The 14,217-nt window shown below is 62.3% G+C and carries 17 protein-coding genes and 1 pseudogene; 9 read left to right on the forward strand and 9 right to left on the reverse strand.

Going from position 1 to position 14,217, the window contains the following annotated elements; all coding sequences use genetic code 11:
• The first annotated feature begins 205 nt into the window (after positions 1–205).
• From dcd to AC1DWA_RS05535, 4 genes are all read left to right on the forward strand, one after another.
• Positions 206–775: a dCTP deaminase gene (dcd, locus tag AC1DWA_RS05520; protein ID WP_019747488.1), complete on the forward strand. Its 570-nt coding sequence runs from the start codon at positions 206–208 to the stop codon at positions 773–775.
• 25 nt (positions 776–800) lie between these two features.
• Positions 801–1,085, forward strand: coding sequence for a hypothetical protein (locus tag AC1DWA_RS05525; RefSeq protein ID WP_477845725.1), 285 nt, complete (start codon positions 801–803; stop codon positions 1,083–1,085).
• Positions 1,086–1,176: 91 nt separating this feature from the next.
• Entirely contained in the window at positions 1,177–1,383 is a 207-nt protein-coding gene (locus AC1DWA_RS05530; RefSeq protein WP_019747486.1) for a hypothetical protein, read from the forward strand.
• Positions 1,384–1,413: 30 nt separating this feature from the next.
• Positions 1,414–2,937 (forward strand): hypothetical protein, encoded by a 1,524-nt coding sequence (locus AC1DWA_RS05535; protein WP_477845726.1) that lies wholly within the window; start codon positions 1,414–1,416, stop codon positions 2,935–2,937.
• A gap of 3 nt (positions 2,938–2,940) precedes the next feature.
• On the opposite strand, the gene AC1DWA_RS05540 is transcribed toward AC1DWA_RS05535, so the two are convergent.
• Complete coding sequence (locus tag AC1DWA_RS05540) at positions 2,941–3,693, reverse strand: IclR family transcriptional regulator (protein WP_021333867.1); 753 nt, start codon at positions 3,691–3,693, stop codon at positions 2,941–2,943.
• On the reverse strand, positions 3,693–5,204 hold the full coding sequence (locus AC1DWA_RS05545) for an APC family permease (protein WP_020968712.1): 1,512 nt from the start codon (positions 5,202–5,204) through the stop codon (positions 3,693–3,695). The genes AC1DWA_RS05540 and AC1DWA_RS05545 overlap by 1 nt, the downstream gene beginning before the upstream one ends.
• 238 nt (positions 5,205–5,442) lie before the next feature.
• Here AC1DWA_RS05545 and AC1DWA_RS05550 point away from each other — a divergent pair, with 238 nt between their 5' ends.
• The 3 genes and pseudogenes from AC1DWA_RS05550 to tatA all read left to right on the forward strand — a co-directional run bounded on the left by AC1DWA_RS05550 (position 5,443) and on the right by tatA (position 7,831).
• Positions 5,443–7,023, forward strand: coding sequence for a flavin monoamine oxidase family protein (locus tag AC1DWA_RS05550; RefSeq protein ID WP_031331744.1), 1,581 nt, complete (start codon positions 5,443–5,445; stop codon positions 7,021–7,023).
• A gap of 39 nt (positions 7,024–7,062) precedes the next feature.
• Positions 7,063–7,655: pseudogene (locus AC1DWA_RS05555) on the forward strand (Rid family hydrolase).
• Positions 7,655–7,831 (forward strand): Sec-independent protein translocase subunit TatA, encoded by a 177-nt coding sequence (gene tatA / locus AC1DWA_RS05560; RefSeq protein WP_477845728.1) that lies wholly within the window; start codon positions 7,655–7,657, stop codon positions 7,829–7,831. The pseudogene AC1DWA_RS05555 and the gene tatA overlap by 1 nt, the downstream one beginning before the upstream one ends.
• On the opposite strand, the gene AC1DWA_RS05565 is transcribed toward tatA, so the two are convergent.
• The 5 genes from AC1DWA_RS05565 to AC1DWA_RS05585 form a co-directional block, all read right to left on the reverse strand.
• Positions 7,770–8,303 carry a class I SAM-dependent methyltransferase gene (locus AC1DWA_RS05565; RefSeq protein ID WP_477916511.1) on the reverse strand — a complete coding sequence of 178 codons (534 nt, stop codon included), beginning with the start codon at positions 8,301–8,303 and terminating at the stop codon, positions 7,770–7,772. The genes tatA and AC1DWA_RS05565 overlap by 62 nt on opposite strands.
• Complete coding sequence (locus AC1DWA_RS05570; RefSeq protein ID WP_019747478.1) at positions 8,300–9,058, reverse strand: PIG-L deacetylase family protein; 759 nt, start codon at positions 9,056–9,058, stop codon at positions 8,300–8,302. Before AC1DWA_RS05570 ends, AC1DWA_RS05565 begins: the two co-directional genes overlap by 4 nt.
• On the reverse strand, positions 9,052–9,990 hold the full coding sequence (locus AC1DWA_RS05575; RefSeq protein WP_019747477.1) for an acyl-CoA dehydrogenase family protein: 939 nt from the start codon (positions 9,988–9,990) through the stop codon (positions 9,052–9,054). Before AC1DWA_RS05575 ends, AC1DWA_RS05570 begins: the two co-directional genes overlap by 7 nt.
• Positions 9,987–10,691: a glycosyltransferase family 2 protein gene (locus tag AC1DWA_RS05580; RefSeq protein WP_020968717.1), complete on the reverse strand. Its 705-nt coding sequence runs from the start codon at positions 10,689–10,691 to the stop codon at positions 9,987–9,989. Before AC1DWA_RS05580 ends, AC1DWA_RS05575 begins: the two co-directional genes overlap by 4 nt.
• A 233-nt stretch (positions 10,692–10,924) precedes the next feature.
• Complete coding sequence (locus AC1DWA_RS05585) at positions 10,925–11,692, reverse strand: GAF and ANTAR domain-containing protein (RefSeq protein WP_020906539.1); 768 nt, start codon at positions 11,690–11,692, stop codon at positions 10,925–10,927.
• A gap of 110 nt (positions 11,693–11,802) precedes the next feature.
• Here AC1DWA_RS05585 and AC1DWA_RS05590 point away from each other — a divergent pair, with 110 nt between their 5' ends.
• Positions 11,803–12,501: a HemK2/MTQ2 family protein methyltransferase gene (locus AC1DWA_RS05590; RefSeq protein ID WP_019747474.1), complete on the forward strand. Its 699-nt coding sequence runs from the start codon at positions 11,803–11,805 to the stop codon at positions 12,499–12,501.
• Here the strand turns inward: AC1DWA_RS05590 and AC1DWA_RS05595 are convergent.
• Entirely contained in the window at positions 12,458–13,507 is a 1,050-nt protein-coding gene (locus AC1DWA_RS05595) for an iron-containing redox enzyme family protein (RefSeq protein WP_308372095.1), read from the reverse strand. The two genes, AC1DWA_RS05590 and AC1DWA_RS05595, sit on opposite strands and share 44 nt — an antisense overlap.
• On the opposite strand from AC1DWA_RS05595, the gene AC1DWA_RS05600 reads away from it, so the two are divergent.
• Positions 13,508–13,747: a CDGSH iron-sulfur domain-containing protein gene (locus AC1DWA_RS05600; protein WP_019747472.1), complete on the forward strand. Its 240-nt coding sequence runs from the start codon at positions 13,508–13,510 to the stop codon at positions 13,745–13,747.
• Between the two features lie 128 nt (positions 13,748–13,875).
• Here AC1DWA_RS05600 and AC1DWA_RS05605 read toward each other — a convergent pair whose 3' ends face one another.
• Positions 13,876–14,079 carry a cold-shock protein gene (locus AC1DWA_RS05605; protein ID WP_003943666.1) on the reverse strand — a complete coding sequence of 68 codons (204 nt, stop codon included), beginning with the start codon at positions 14,077–14,079 and terminating at the stop codon, positions 13,876–13,878.
• Between the last annotated feature and the right edge of the window lie 138 nt (positions 14,080–14,217).

Raw genomic sequence — 14,217 nt, forward strand, 5'->3', positions numbered from 1 at the left:
CACAGGCGTGTGGAAGTCGGCGCCATCGGTAAATGATTTGCCCACAAGTTCTGCGCGGGAAAGCCTTTCGGCATGGAGAACTTGAGACAGGTGGGGCTGGGCTCTGCCGTGGGAGTCCAGAACCCGCGCATCGTGTTCGGTAACCACGGTGTGATCGCACCCATCGATGGGTCGGCACTGCCCGCAGAACCGGTAACCTCTACCTGTGCTGCTCTCCGATCGTGACATCCGTGCCGAAATCTCCGTTGGACGTCTGGGTATCGACCCTTTCGACGATTCCATGGTGCAACCGTCGAGCGTCGACGTGCGCCTGGATGGTCTGTTTCGGGTGTTCAACAACACGCGGTACACGCACATCGACCCGGCACTGCGCCAGGACGAGCTGACCAGCCTGGTCGAACCAGCAGAGGGCGAGCCGTTTGTGCTTCATCCCGGCGAGTTCGTTCTCGGTTCGACTCTCGAAGTGTGCTCACTGCCGAACGACCTGGCCGGCCGCCTCGAAGGTAAGTCGAGCCTCGGGCGCCTGGGCCTTTTGACGCACTCCACTGCCGGCTTCATCGACCCGGGTTTCAGTGGCCACATCACACTGGAGCTGTCCAACGTCGCAAACCTGCCGATCACGCTGTGGCCGGGAATGAAGATCGGGCAGCTCTGCCTGCTCAAGCTGTCGAGCGCTGCAGAGTTCCCCTACGGAAGCTCCGAGGCCGGATCCAAGTACCAGGGTCAGCGCGGCCCGACTCCGTCGAAGGCGTACCTGAACTTCAACCGCAGCTGAACGAACCAACTTCGGGGGGAGTGGCATGATCGGAATTTTCTACGGTCTGGTTTTCATGAACTTGTTGTTCGTGACCAGCACCGTGTGCTTGATGAAGCCATCGAAGGCCAGTGTTGTTGCGACCGTCTGCACAGGAGTGGCGTGGCTGTTCTTCAACGGCCCGCTGGAAGGTCAGGTCTTGTGGTCGTTGAATCGAGAACACGGTCTGACGGTCTCGGATCTGATGTCGCTTGTTGCCTTCGGCATCGCCGCTCGTGGTTGGAATCAGGTCCGTAAGGTCCGCGAAACCGTCGACGCCGATCGCTACTGACCTGCGAGCTCACCTCAATTGAACGCCACGATTCGGACAGAAGTTTCGACCTGGAGCACAACGGTCGGCGAATCGGGCACAATTACTGAGTATGTGGTGGATTGTCGGAGGCGTACTACTCGTATGGGTCGTGTGTTCCATTCCGATTGCCATCCTGGTCGGACGCGGTATCGCGCGCCGGGACCGCGCAGAATTCGACGGCCGAAATCAACAGTGGGCCGACGAGGTTGTCAGGTCGATAGAGAAGCAATCGGATCAGGACAATGCCGATCGGCGTAAGCCACCACTGATCAGCTGACCAGCTGAACTTTTCCGGAGGTGAGTGGGCGTGGAACTTCCATCCGATACTCCCGACGACGTCGTGGCCGCAGCCGCCGGAGGACCCAGGATTCCGCAGTTCGATCCCACAGTCGGGATTCCGGTAGTTCCGCCTGCGGGAGATGCTCCACACCGGTTGGTGGTCATCGGCGACTCGCTGTCGCAGGGATTTCAGAGCGGGGCGGTCTTCAATACCGAGCTGTCGTATCCCTCGATCATTGCTCACCAGTTGGGCTGGCTCGATCGGTTCCGCTTTCCCCGATACGGCGGTCCGGGCGGGCTCCCACTCAACATCGAACTGCTGCTCCGCACCCTCGAAGAGCGCTTCGGCCCACGGCTCGACCTCTGGGAGGTTCCGCTCGCACTCTTTGCTGCACGCGGGTTCATGGACCAGGTGGAGGACTACTGGGAGCGTGGGCCGGGCAGCGAAGCGCCGACGTTCTCGGCGATCAATCACAACCTTTCGGTCTACGGGTGGGATCTTCGTGACGCTCTGACCAAGACCACACATGGGTGTGAGGCAGCCCTGCACGAACCGCACGACGACCTGATCAGCCAGATCGTCGAGAACAACGGCGAACGCGCCGCACTGAGAGTTCTGCCGCGAGGCTCCGAGGCAGAGAAGCGCATGACGGCGTTCGACGCGGCAGCGGAACTGGGCAAGGAAGGCATCGAAACTCTGATCGTCTTTCTCGGGGCCAACAATGCGCTCCGCACCGTCACCGAACTCCGAGTCGAGTGGAGCGGCAACAACTTCCGTGACCCGGACGGCAAGCGCGAATACACGGTGTGGCAGCCCGAGCACTTCGCGTCGGAGTACGCCGAGGTGCTGGCCGCGATCCGCAAGATCAACGCCCAGCACGTCATCCTCTGCACCGTCCCACACGTGACCATCGCACCGATCGCCCACGGGCTCGGCGGCAAGATCGAAATCGGATCCCGCTATTTCCCGTACTACGCGCGACCGTGGGTGCGCGACACAGACTTCGACCCACAGCGCGATCAACACATCACCGGCGCGCAGGCGTGGGCCGTCGATACCGCAATCGACATGTACAACGACGGAATCGAGCAAGCCGTCGCGAATGCCCGTCGGGTGGGGAAGGACTGGTACCTCTGCGATATTGCCGGGTTGCTCGAGCGCGTGGCCTCACGGCGCTACGTCACCGACGTCAATGCGCGGCCGTCATGGTGGACGCCGTACCCCCTCCCCAAAGCACTGACCGACTTGCAACCCGTGCCGGACTCGCTGTTCCTCTCCGCCGACGGTCGCGGCGGCCGCGCGTCGGGCGGCCTCTTCTCGCTCGACGGCGTTCATCCCACGACAGTCGCGTACGGGGTGATGGCGCAAGAACTGGCGAACATCATGGTCACGGCCGGGGTCCAGTTCGACCGCGCTCAGGTCGATTTCGACCGACTCGTCCGACGCGACACCTTGGTGCGCACTCCGCCGCAGAATCTCGATTCCACGCTCGGCGTCATCGGCTGGGCTGACGAGCATCTCGGCTTTGCCAAACGTGTGTTCGGCCTCTGATTTTCAGCTTGCCTTCGACATCGTCGGTGCAACGATGCGTTCCGCGTACTCCCGCAACAGCACGACCAGGTCTACGTCGTCGACGGAAAGTCTGCCGGTCGGACCTATCGCAGCCAAGGCACCGACGACACACCTTTCCGCGTCGTGGATCGGGACGGCGACGGCGGAGCGTCCGACACGAATCTCGTCGACCTCACGGGCGGGCTCGCCGCGCCGGATCCGAGAGAGTTCGAGTTCCAACTGGTCGCCGTCGGTGATGGTGTGTGCGGTGACCTTTCGCAATGGGGCCTCGGCCAATTCGGGTCGGCTGGCGAGGAGCAGCTTCCCGATAGCCGACGCGTGAACGGCTGTGACCAGCGTCCGTTCGCCGCTGAGCTCGTGGTCTGGATCGCGATCGACCAGTCGAATTCTGTTCTCTGCAAACGACGCGAGGTAGACGCCGAACCGTAGCTGTTCGCGAAGTTCTTCGAGGAGCACCGAATTGTCGACGGGGGTGGGTTCGGCGGCAGCCCCGGCCAATTCACGGGTGCGTCGGCCCAGCGCGAAGCCGGAGAGGTCGGCGATCCGAACCAGGTAACCGTCGGCGACAAGGATGTTGAGCAACCGATACGCAGTGGCAGGTGGGATGTCGGCCAGGGCTGCAATGTCTTTGGCGGTGGCTCCCGATCCGAGCCTGGCCGCCGACTCGAGGAGGGCAAGGGCGCGCTGAACCGCTCGGGGTTCGTGCCCACCGAGGTCGCGTGGTCGGCCCACCATCAGCGGGCGCCGGCAGTCGGCTCGCCCACCAGCACGATGTTTCCGGCTGCGTCGGTGGCGAACACCCCAGCTCCTGGTAGTACGTCCTCGGTTTCGGGACTGTCGAACGCGCCGACGTGCAGCAGGCTCTTGGGGCTTCGGCGTCGCAGGTAGAACTGCCAGAGCGTGCCCGAGGTCAGGATCACGAGCACAGCGATCGGTGCAACGTACGCATGGTCGATCGTGTTGGCGTAAACGAGGTAACCGAGAACTATCGCACCGGCACCACTTCCACATGACGCGGCTGCGAGAACGCCGGGAGTGTGCTCTCCGATACGCGTCAGGAAGACAACCGATGCGATCGCCACCAGTGCATAGGCAACGATGACGGCACCGCGAACCGTCAGTCGAACGTCGTCGAAAATCTCTCCACGTCCAAGGATGGCAAAGGCTCCGCCGCCCACCAGAACTGTGCAGACGACGACGGTCAGCGCGAAGTAGGGCGTGCGAAATGCGCTGTGAACCGAGGCGAACCGGCGGGGGAGTAGGCGTTCGACGCCGAACGAGTAGACCAGTCGCGACGCAGCATTGGACGACGCCATCGACGACGCCAGCCACGAGCACCCCAGACCGACGTTGAGCGCGATGACGACACCTGGACTCACACCCGTCGCTGTTCCGTGGAGATAGGCGTTGACGAGGGTGTCGCTACGTCCCGACCAAGCGGCCCAGCCCGCAAAGATGAAGAGCGATCCACAGATGATCGGGGTGAGAAGGACTGTGCGGGTGACGGTTACCAGCGGACGACGAGCTTCGGGGCCGAAGAAGGCCGCGCTCTCGAATCCGGCGAGAGCGAACACGGCAGCCAGGGCGGTGAGTAACAGCCCGTGGCCGGAGGTAGGCGGAACGATCTGTGCTTGTTGACTTCCGGAACCGCCCACAATCATGAGCCCGACGATGAACAGAAGTGAACAGCTTTCGACGACGAGGATCGCGAGAGCAGCAAATCTGACACTTCGAACGAGGGCACCGAGAATCAGCAGGGCTATCCCAAGGTAGAGCGCGATGACGTGAAAAGTCTTGTCCACGTGCACACCCGCGAAGCCGAGCAATGCGATTGCGGCCTGTCCTCCGTGATAGAGCGTCATCACCGCGCTGCCGACGTACTTGACCAGCATGGCGATGCCGGTGGTCAATGCTGCCCGGGTGCCCAGGCCACGAAAGACGAAGCTGTGCAGCCCGCCCGATGCTGCCATTCGGCGCGTGAACTGCGAAACGCAGAAAGCGATGAGCGTCACCAGCACGGTGGCCGCGATGATGGTGATCATCCCGCTCAACAATCGGCCGTGTGTCAGCATGGTGACGGGCAGAACGACCATCGACACAGCAGGGGCGGTGGTTGCCACCGACTGGGCCAGCACTTCGGCGCCCGAGAGTTGCCGACGGCCCAACGCGCGCAGCGGTGATCGCGCCGGGGGCTGCTTCTCGCGCGTGGTGAAGGACCGCGCGATAGCTTCGGTGAGAGCGGACATGTCGCGTCACGCTAGTCCGGTTCTGTAACGCGGATATTGCGGACATGCTTCCGCTGATCGCACTCGGGTGAGAGAGCCCGATGCTGATGCTCGCAGGTTTCTCACTCGGTCCCCACTGACTGTTTCCTGCGCGTCAAGTTCCGGACCCAACGCTCCTGAAGTCTGTGTTCAACACCAACCACCCGGGTCACCGGGAGCACACTGGGGAGCTCGAATGCCATACACACGTAGATCTTTCATGCGCAGTCTGGGAATCACCGGCGGTGCCGGCCTGGCACTCGGTGCTATGTCGTCCATCGGCCTGGCACCGGCGGTGGCGTCGACGCCGAGGCGATTTCAGGCACCTGCCGCGGGTGACCTGATCGGAAAGGTCAAGGGAAATCACTCCGTCGTGATCCTCGGCGGTGGACCGTCCGGTCTGTGCTCCGCCTACGAACTGCAGAAGGCCGGATACAAGGTCACTGTCCTCGAAGCGCGCAACCGGCCGGGTGGTCGGGTGTGGTCGATCCGCAACGGCACCGAAGAAACCGACCTGAACGGTGAGACACAGACCTGTACGTTCTCCGAGGGGCACTTCTACAACCTCGGTGCGACGCGTATTCCGCAAAATCACAACACCATCGACTACTGCCGCGAACTGGGCGTCGAACTGCAGATGTTCGGAAACCAGAATGCGAACACCTTCGTCAACTACACCGGCAACAAGCCGCTGGCGAATCAGTCGATCACCTACCGAGCAGCCAAAGCCGACACCTACGGATACATGTCCGAGCTGCTGCAGAAGGCCACCAATCAGGGCGCTCTCGACCAGGTCTTGAGCAAGGAAGACAAAGAAGCACTCTCGTCCTTCCTCACCGACTTCGGTGATCTCTCCAGCGACGGCCGCTACGTCGGATCCTCGCGTCGAGGACACTCCGCCGAGCCGGGCGCCGGCCTCAACTTCGGAACCGAGATCGAACCATTCGGGATGAGCGATGTCATCCAGGGCGGCATCGGACGTGCATTCTCCTTCGAGTTCGGTTACGACCAGGCCATGACGATGATGACCCCCGTCGGCGGCATGGACCGGATCTACTACAAGTTCCAGGACGCGATCGGGATGGACAACATCGAGTTCGGCGCCGAGGTCAGCGGCATGAAGAACGTGCCGGAAGGCGTCACCGTCGACTACGTCGTCGACGGCAAAACCAAGTCGATCACCGCCGACTACGCAATCTGCACGATCCCACCGCACCTGATCAAGCGGCTGAACAACAACCTGCCCTCCGACATCCTGCTCGCGTTGGATGCAGCCAAGCCGTCGTCGTCGGGCAAGCTCGGTATCGAATACTCGCGTCGGTGGTGGGAGACGGAGGACCGCATCTACGGCGGCGCGTCGAACACCGACCGCGACATCTCCCAGATCATGTTCCCCTACGACCACTACAACTCCGACCGCGGCGTCGTGGTCGCGTACTACAGCTCGGGTAAGCGTCAACAGGCTTTCGAATCGCTCACCCACCGTCAGCGGCTGGCAAAGGCCATCGCCGAAGGCGCAGAAATCCACGGCGACAAATACACTCGCGACATCTCGTCGTCCTTCTCCGGAAGCTGGCGTCGCACCAAGTATTCGGAATCCGCCTGGGCATCATGGGCCGGCGCGGGAGATTCCCACGGCGGCATGGCAACTCCCGAGTACACCAAGCTGCTCGAACCCGTCGACCGGATCTACTTCGCCGGCGATCACCTCTCCAACGCCATCGCCTGGCAGCACGGGGCCTTCACGTCCGCGCAGGACGTCGTCACCCATCTGCATCAGCGTGTTGCGCAATCTGCCTGACGTGCTTCGTTTTCCATCACTTTCTCTGGAGGTCACATCATGAAATCTCGCAGCACCAAGGTTCTTGCAGCGGCATTTGCCGCCACCGCGCTACTGGGCTTCGCCACGGCCTGCTCGTCCGATGAGGCGGACGCCGAGACCACATCGACACCGCGATCTACAAGACCAGCGGCATCGGCCCGTCGGCAGGAAACAAGGCGGCGCCGGAAGGTTCGCCGGAGTCGTACATCGACGGCCAGTTCTCCGGCGGAGTTCTGCCTGCCGGGGTCACCGTCACCGAGGCGCAGGGCATCAACGTACTCAAGAAGATCCGCGACAACCTCGAAGCCCAGGGATTGAGTCTCGAAGACGTCGTGACGATGCGCGTCTTCCTGGACAACGCGCCGGGGTCGGACAAGGCCGACTACACAGGATGGAATCGCGCGTACCGCCAGTTCTTCGCCAATACCAATCTCGACACCGGTGATACGGAGCTGGTGCCGATGGGCACTGCCGAGCCGATCGCTCCGATCGAGCGCAACAGCGCTCGGCCCACCCGCTTCGCCCTCGAGGTTGCCGGACTGCCCGTTGCCGGTTGGCTCGTCGAGGTAGAGGTCGACGCGGTGTACCCCGATGGCAAGGAACCCGCCTGATGGGCGCGCTCAGCCCGACCCACTGGGCAATCGTCGCAGTAGTGGTCGTGGTGCTGTTCGGTTCGAAGAAGCTGCCCGACGCGGCCCGCGGCCTTGGCAGGTCGATGCGGATCCTCAAGACCGAAGTCGGTGAACTGCACTCGGATACGGACCTCGCGTTGGAGAAGCGAGACTGACCCCTGTGCSCGGTTGAGGAGTCCCCACACTCCTCAACGCGCACAGCAGCGTTCCACCAGGCTCGAGATGCTCGACGACGTGCAGCATTGCCTCGATCAGCTTTTCGAAGGTCAGGTAATAGCCGACTTCGCTGATGACGACGAGGTCGAAGGTCTCGTCGGGCCAGTCGTCACCCAACGCCCAGAGACGAAATTCGGCATCACGTCCGGTAAGCCGCGCACGGGCGCTCTCGAGTGCGGCCGGGACGATGTCGGTGGCGAGAACGCTGTCGCAGCGCTCTGCCAACTTCTCGGTGAGAACCCCGATCGAGCATCCCGGTTCGAATGCGCGACGGTAGCGAGGTTTGGGGAGCATCGCGGCGCTGAGCGCGTACTTTCGCTGCTCGTACCACCGGGATTCGAAGTCCCACGGATCGGATTGCGCCGCATACATCTTGGCGAAGTAGTCCGCGGGAAGCTCACGATCGGTCATACGAACACCGTTTCGTACGGTCGCAGTAGTCGTTCCATCGCATGTCGGGGGAGGATGGGTGCATCCGCGGGATGGTCGGAAAGCGGGGCGATCTGTGAAGTGAACTCATTGGCAGCAGCGGATTTTGCAGCCTGAACGTCGGAGGGCAAGGCCACTCTTCTGGCCCTTTCCCACGGGACTGCTGCATGATCCGGCTCAGCCCAATGCCACGCCCAGATGGGGTACTCGATCAATCGTGATCCAGTGTCCGCGCAGGCCTTCGCCGCTGCCTCCCCGGTGGCTTCATGGTCGGGGTGGCCGTCCCCGCGCCACGTCGAGGCGCACCAGGTACCCGTCGAGGAATCACCGAGAATCGAGCTGAGACGGTCGGTCAACTCCTGTCGGTTCTCGCTGATCTTCCCGTCTGGAAGGCTCAATCGAACCGGTGCGGGAATTCCGAGTACACGCGCTGCTCGATCCGACTCGGACCGCCTGAGATGTTCCATCTCAGGCTGAGTCACTGTTGGTGAATCGGGATGTGAGGCTCCACCGTCGGTGACAGACACCACGTGAACGTCGATGCCGGAAAGCGTTGCGAGAAGAGCAGTTCCACCCAGTCCGAGTATTTCGTCGTCGGGATGGGGAGCGACGACGATCAATCGCGAGCACCCGGTGAGATCCAGTTCCGGAAAGCTGCGTCCCCACTCCTGCCATGTCGATTCGGGAGTGCCGCCATCGTCGACAGGCTTCTGCGCGAACAGTTTCGAGTTCACCACGGCCGTTTCCCCTTGGCCGCAATCCGGCCCAGTTCGGCGAGATCCTTCTCGGCGTGGCTCTGCCGCAAGTAGACGGTGAGGTCGGCTACCCGCGCGGCATGCTCGGCGTCCATGCAGAGCGGTGCGGCGCCGAGAGCGCGTCCCACCCGATCCAGGGTCTCGGTGGCGGCGCGCTCGACAATTGCCCGCACACGGAGTGCCCGCTGCATGGCCTCGGCATTTTCATCGAAAGGATCGGCGTCGATCTCCGCCGCCGCGACCGCGAGCGCGTTGCGCGCTGCGGCCAGCGCCGCATCGACCGCGCCGAGGTGGGCGAGTAGGTAGGGATCGTCGCTGCTTGCAGCCTTGTCGTACAACGGATCTGCAACGCCGCAGGCACCGCCGTACCAACATGCAGCCACGCCTATCGCGCCGTGCCAGAACCCCGGCCTGCTCAGGTAGTCGCCTGCCGTCCCGACCGGTATCGCCGGAACCATGTCGAAGTCGACCGCGCTGGAGTCGCTTTCGGCCATACCGACGGCCTTCCACGAATCGGGAACGGGATGCACCCCAGGTAGTCCGAGCTCAACTGCGAAGAGTGAGGGTACTCCGTCGACCAAGGCGGTGATCAGTGCATGCGTGCAGGTGTTGGCACCGGAACACCACAATTTGCGGCCGGTGAGCGTCCAGATCCCTACGTGCTCAGACGCATTCACCACAGGTTCGGGTGGCTCGGCCGCCCACACTCCCCACAGCTGCCCGGGTTCGGGATCCGGCCCGTCGAGTTCGGTGAGTATCGCGACGGCATCGGTGTGAGCCTCAGCCATCCGCCCGAGAACCACATTCTCGCGCGTGAGCTCTGCCAGGGAGGTCCACCGCGCGGCTGTCGCGCCGCCGCCGGGAAGCGGCAAGTACAGTCCACCTGCGTCCAGGAGTGTGTGTAGTCGTTTCATCGTGCCAGCTCCGCTTCTTCGTTATCGGCGGTCGTACAACCCAGGTTACGGATATGTCCGGCAAAGCCGCCCGGAGTTCGGCCGTCGAGACGCGCAGACGTGGTGACCGCAATGTCTTCTGCCCACGCGATACAGGCACCAGCCTCGCTCAACCGCCGGACGAGATCGACGTCCTCGTCTTCTTCGAGATCGGAGAATCCTCCGACGCTCCAGTACATATCCGCGCGGACACCGAGGTTGGCCCCGTGGACGTGACCGTGTCGACCATATGGATGTGCGTGGTACATACGTTCGTATCGTTCGCGAACGGAGTGTGGATGGCCTTCCCAATCCGCGATGCGTACGGTTCCCGCGACGACGTCCGCAGTACGCGCATACTCCAATTGGCGCGCAATCCAGGTGGGGCCGACCACCGAATCGGCATCGGTGGTGGTGAACCACGCCGAAGCTCCCAACCCTCGGCCGAACTCGGAAAAGCCCGTCGCTCGCGAACGTCCGACGTTCTGGTGCTCGACGCGGAGTACTTCGACCCCGTCGGGGATGACACCGGCGGTTCCGTCCGAACAGTTGTCGAGGACGGCAACCAGTCGGACGGGAACAACGCAAGCCGACGCCGCTGTTGCGAGTGCGCGAAGGCAATTGGGGAGGTCTTCGGCTTCGTTGTGGGCGGGAACTACGACAAGAACCTGGTCGATTGGCACAGTGACGATCCTTTCCTCACCCTGGTACGGTCGGGTCTTCTTTCGTCCCGGTTCTCAACAGATAACCACATTTCGGACGAGGGCTGCCGCTCGACCGCCAGCAGTCACGCAGGTCGAAAACTGTTTCGGTGAAACATCTCTGGATGCGTTTGGGAACTGTGACTTCGGGGTACAAGACGAGGTTTTGCGACTGTGCTTTAAGGTGCAAAACGGGGTTTTGCACCGAAGAATCTTCAGAGCCGGCGGTGGCGCACCGAATCGATGAGCATCCGGGCAACCTCGTGCAGTTTCACGTTGGTGTTCTGCGATTGCTGCACAAGACGGCTGAATGCTTCCTCGGCGTCGATGCCGTGGACGGCGATCAGGACACCTTTGGCTTGTTCGATCTCGGCCCGAGATTCCATGGCGCAGTGCAACTGTTCGATGTGCTCGTGTGCTTGACGCCAGCGTCGTGAATCTGCGATCGCCGCGCCCGCACCGGCGGTGAACAATTTCATCAACTCTTCGTCGAAGGCCTTGAACTCTGTCGAGGCGAATCCGTAGACGTTGAAAGCGCCGAGCAGTTCGGTGTTCCCTTCGCCCATGGTGATCGGCACGGACAAGTAGGACCGGACGCCTTGTTTGCGGGCTTCGTCGGTGAATTCCGGCCATTCGTCGACGTGATCACCCACCTTTGCCCGAACCGAGGACACCGTGCGCGCGGCGTCAACGCACGGACCACGATCAGCGGAGTGCTGGGCGTCATCTATCTCGGAAAGGTAGTCCGCGGTGGACGCAGCAGTTCGTGGGCCATCGGTGGACAACACAGTCACGCTGACAGCATCGGCGTCAGGCAGTGCTTTGACCGCGGTCTCGGCCAGACGTTGGAGCATGGAGTCGAGATGCTCGTCCGTGTTCAGATTGGACCGGAGTCCGGCAATCGCTTCGGCGAGTGTGTCGAGCGAATCTGCTGCGGAAGCAAACGCCGCGGCTACCTGAGGAGCGTCCGCATTGCCTGTCATGACTCAGGTCTACTCCGCAAACTGCGACGATGTAACCGTTCCGGGCAGTCGATGCTGCGATGTTCGCATGAAATCCGAGGTTCCTGGGTAGCCGCACGCAGCGATGTGCGATGTCGCCTGAAAAAGAGGAGCCGATGATGATCCTGCGTCTACCTGGTGTGTATCGACCGCAACACGACACGTCGTTACTGGCGGATGCGCTGCTGTTCGAGCACCTCACCGCTCGCAGCCGGGTCCTGGATCTGTGCACGGGGACCGGCGCCCTCGCCGTCGCGGCATCGGCGGCTGGTGCAGGCCACGTCGTCGCGGTCGACATATCTCGCCGAGCGTGCGCCAATGCTCGTCTCAACGGAATCCTCAACGGAACCTTGATCGATTCCCGTCGCGGCGACCTCACCGAGGCGGTACACGGCGAACTCTTCGACCTGGTGATCTCCAACCCGCCGTACGTCCCTGCACTGGCAGACGATCTACCTACCGCTGGAATCGAACGGGCTTGGGACGCAGGCAAGGACGGACGCGCCCTCATCGACAGGATCGCGGCCACCGTTCACGAAGTACTCGTCCCCGGCGGCACACTACTTCTTCTGCAGTCGGTACTGTGTGGGGTCGACAAGACCGAGGCGATACTCGAGGAACACGGTATGGCCGTGGAGATCTCGGCCCGGAAGTACATTCCCTTCGGGCCCGTGATGCGCGAGAGGCGCACCATGCTCGAGGCACGAGGGTTGATCACCACCGGTCAGGAAATCGAACAACTCGTGATCATTCGCGCAACGAAGTCTCGCCCTTCTCCCAACTCGATGTGAGGTGATCGCCGAGAAGGTCGTCGAACGCGAGGCACGTTGCAGCGCCGAACAAGATGTCATCAGTGCGGTGCGGCTGCGAAGAAGCAAGACCGCCGGCAAGTTCCCGAACGGCGATCTGTTCGTGAACGGAATCCGCTTCCACGTGCTCGTCGTAGAACAGTGTCGCGTCCGAACCGAATCCGAGTCGGCGCAAGCCGGCACTGTACCGTTTGCTCGGCAGCGCCGACGTGGTCTCGACGGCGCACAGGTGCCCGACCAGCGCTCCGAGATGTCGGCGATGAAAGCCGAAGAGCGAGAGAGCATTCAACGACGCCAAGGTTACCGCGGGAACAGCATCGATGTAGTGGCCGTAGCGGTCCGAAAGGCCGACAGCCCGCATGGTGTCGGCAAAAAGACGCGAATGCATTCGCTCTGCGCTGCCCCCTCCGTACTCGTCGCTCTGCACTTCGACGAGGGCTGCTTTGACGGCACCGGAGAGGCGCGAAATTCCAAGGGTGTGCACATCCGCTTCACGCAGCTGATTGAGCGAACGGTGAATCAGCACCTCCGCGATCTGATCGATTGTGGCGTCCTTCGCCATAAAGGACGCCAGACCGGGGCCTGCACTGGGAGCCGTCATCGCCCACAAATCGGCTACGACGTCACCGGACGACGGAACCTTTCCCACGAGTTCCACGATGGCGGCCTCGAAATGCGTCTCGAGACGCGACCTCGCCGCGAGCAGGTCCAGATTCCACTCCCACGCGTCCGAGACGTTCTCGATTCCCTGCAAATGAAGCTCGTAGAGGAGCGTCAGAGTCAACTGAGCGTCGTCGTCTCGAAGAATGTCGTAGGTGGGGTCGATGGACCGTGCAACCTCGTACGCGTCAGCGGCAGCCGTAAGCTCCCTCGGATCGGCCGAGGAGCGCAGAATGGAAACGAGAGTGGCGCTCAGTGGGCCGCGAGCCTGTGGAACAGGCATGGAAGTGGGCACGCCAGTGGCCGAATCGAGAAGTGAAGAGGACATATGACCGCGTTTCCCGAATCGTCATCTGCCGAAACACCGAGTGTTGCCGGTAACAACACCACCATAACCGCCTGCTCGGACGGCCCGCTGCTGGTGCGTGGTGACTTCGAGTTGCTCCGTGACGACGGCACTCCGATAGAGAACAAGCGCTCTACGGTTGCTTTGTGTCGATGCGGGCGGACCGGCATTGCGCCGTTCTGCGACAGCTCCCACAAGAAGAAGCGGGCGCGAGCGACGTAACCGGGGCCAACTCGGAACGAGCCCGACCCGTAAACCAAGACGGCCCTGAAACCAAGAAAAGGCTGGATGCCGGCACCGTGCGGTGCAGCGTCCAGCCTTTTCAGTCTGAAGTCAGACTGGGATCGAACTCAGATGGCGCGAACGTTCTGAGCCTGGGGGCCCTTCTGGCCCTGTCCGATCTCGAACTCGACCTTCTGGCCCTCGTCGAGGGACTTGTAGCCGCTGCCCTGGATCTCCGAGTAGTGAACGAACACATCCGGTCCGCCACCTTCCTGCTCGATGAATCCGAAGCCCTTTTCACCGTTGAACCACTTGACACTGCCCTGAGCCATAACCAAATTCTCCTGGATCCATCGAGCCGAGCCCTCCCATCGAGAGTCCGGTCTCACACCTGATCCTGCCATGCTCTTCTTTTTCTGTCTCCAATTACATGCATGGCGAGTTGCAGTATTTGACGGGTTTGTCCCGTT

Source organism: Rhodococcus sp. P4_F3_2 (genome assembly GCF_056401335.1).

What these genes read in the sequence shown, in the direction of transcription:
- AC1DWA_RS05575 (WP_019747477.1), bottom strand. Translation starts at nt 9,990, where the DNA reads ATGAAACGACTACACACACTCCTGGACGCAGGTGGACTGTACTTGCCG.
- AC1DWA_RS05550 (WP_031331744.1), top strand. Translation starts at nt 5,443, where the DNA reads ATGCGCAGTCTGGGAATCACCGGCGGTGCCGGCCTGGCACTCGGTGCT.
- AC1DWA_RS05540 (WP_021333867.1), bottom strand. Translation starts at nt 3,693, where the DNA reads ATGGTGGGCCGACCACGCGACCTCGGTGGGCACGAACCCCGAGCGGTT.
- tatA (WP_477845728.1), top strand. Translation starts at nt 7,655, where the DNA reads ATGGGCGCGCTCAGCCCGACCCACTGGGCAATCGTCGCAGTAGTGGTC.
- AC1DWA_RS05525 (WP_477845725.1), top strand. Translation starts at nt 801, where the DNA reads ATGATCGGAATTTTCTACGGTCTGGTTTTCATGAACTTGTTGTTCGTG.
- AC1DWA_RS05600 (WP_019747472.1), top strand. Translation starts at nt 13,508, where the DNA reads ATGACCGCGTTTCCCGAATCGTCATCTGCCGAAACACCGAGTGTTGCC.
- AC1DWA_RS05595 (WP_308372095.1), bottom strand. Translation starts at nt 13,507, where the DNA reads ATGTCCTCTTCACTTCTCGATTCGGCCACTGGCGTGCCCACTTCCATG.
- AC1DWA_RS05605 (WP_003943666.1), bottom strand. Translation starts at nt 14,079, where the DNA reads ATGGCTCAGGGCAGTGTCAAGTGGTTCAACGGTGAAAAGGGCTTCGGA.
- AC1DWA_RS05545 (WP_020968712.1), bottom strand. Translation starts at nt 5,204, where the DNA reads ATGTCCGCTCTCACCGAAGCTATCGCGCGGTCCTTCACCACGCGCGAG.
- AC1DWA_RS05590 (WP_019747474.1), top strand. Translation starts at nt 11,803, where the DNA reads ATGTCGCCTGAAAAAGAGGAGCCGATGATGATCCTGCGTCTACCTGGT.
- AC1DWA_RS05585 (WP_020906539.1), bottom strand. Translation starts at nt 11,692, where the DNA reads ATGACAGGCAATGCGGACGCTCCTCAGGTAGCCGCGGCGTTTGCTTCC.
- AC1DWA_RS05530 (WP_019747486.1), top strand. Translation starts at nt 1,177, where the DNA reads ATGTGGTGGATTGTCGGAGGCGTACTACTCGTATGGGTCGTGTGTTCC.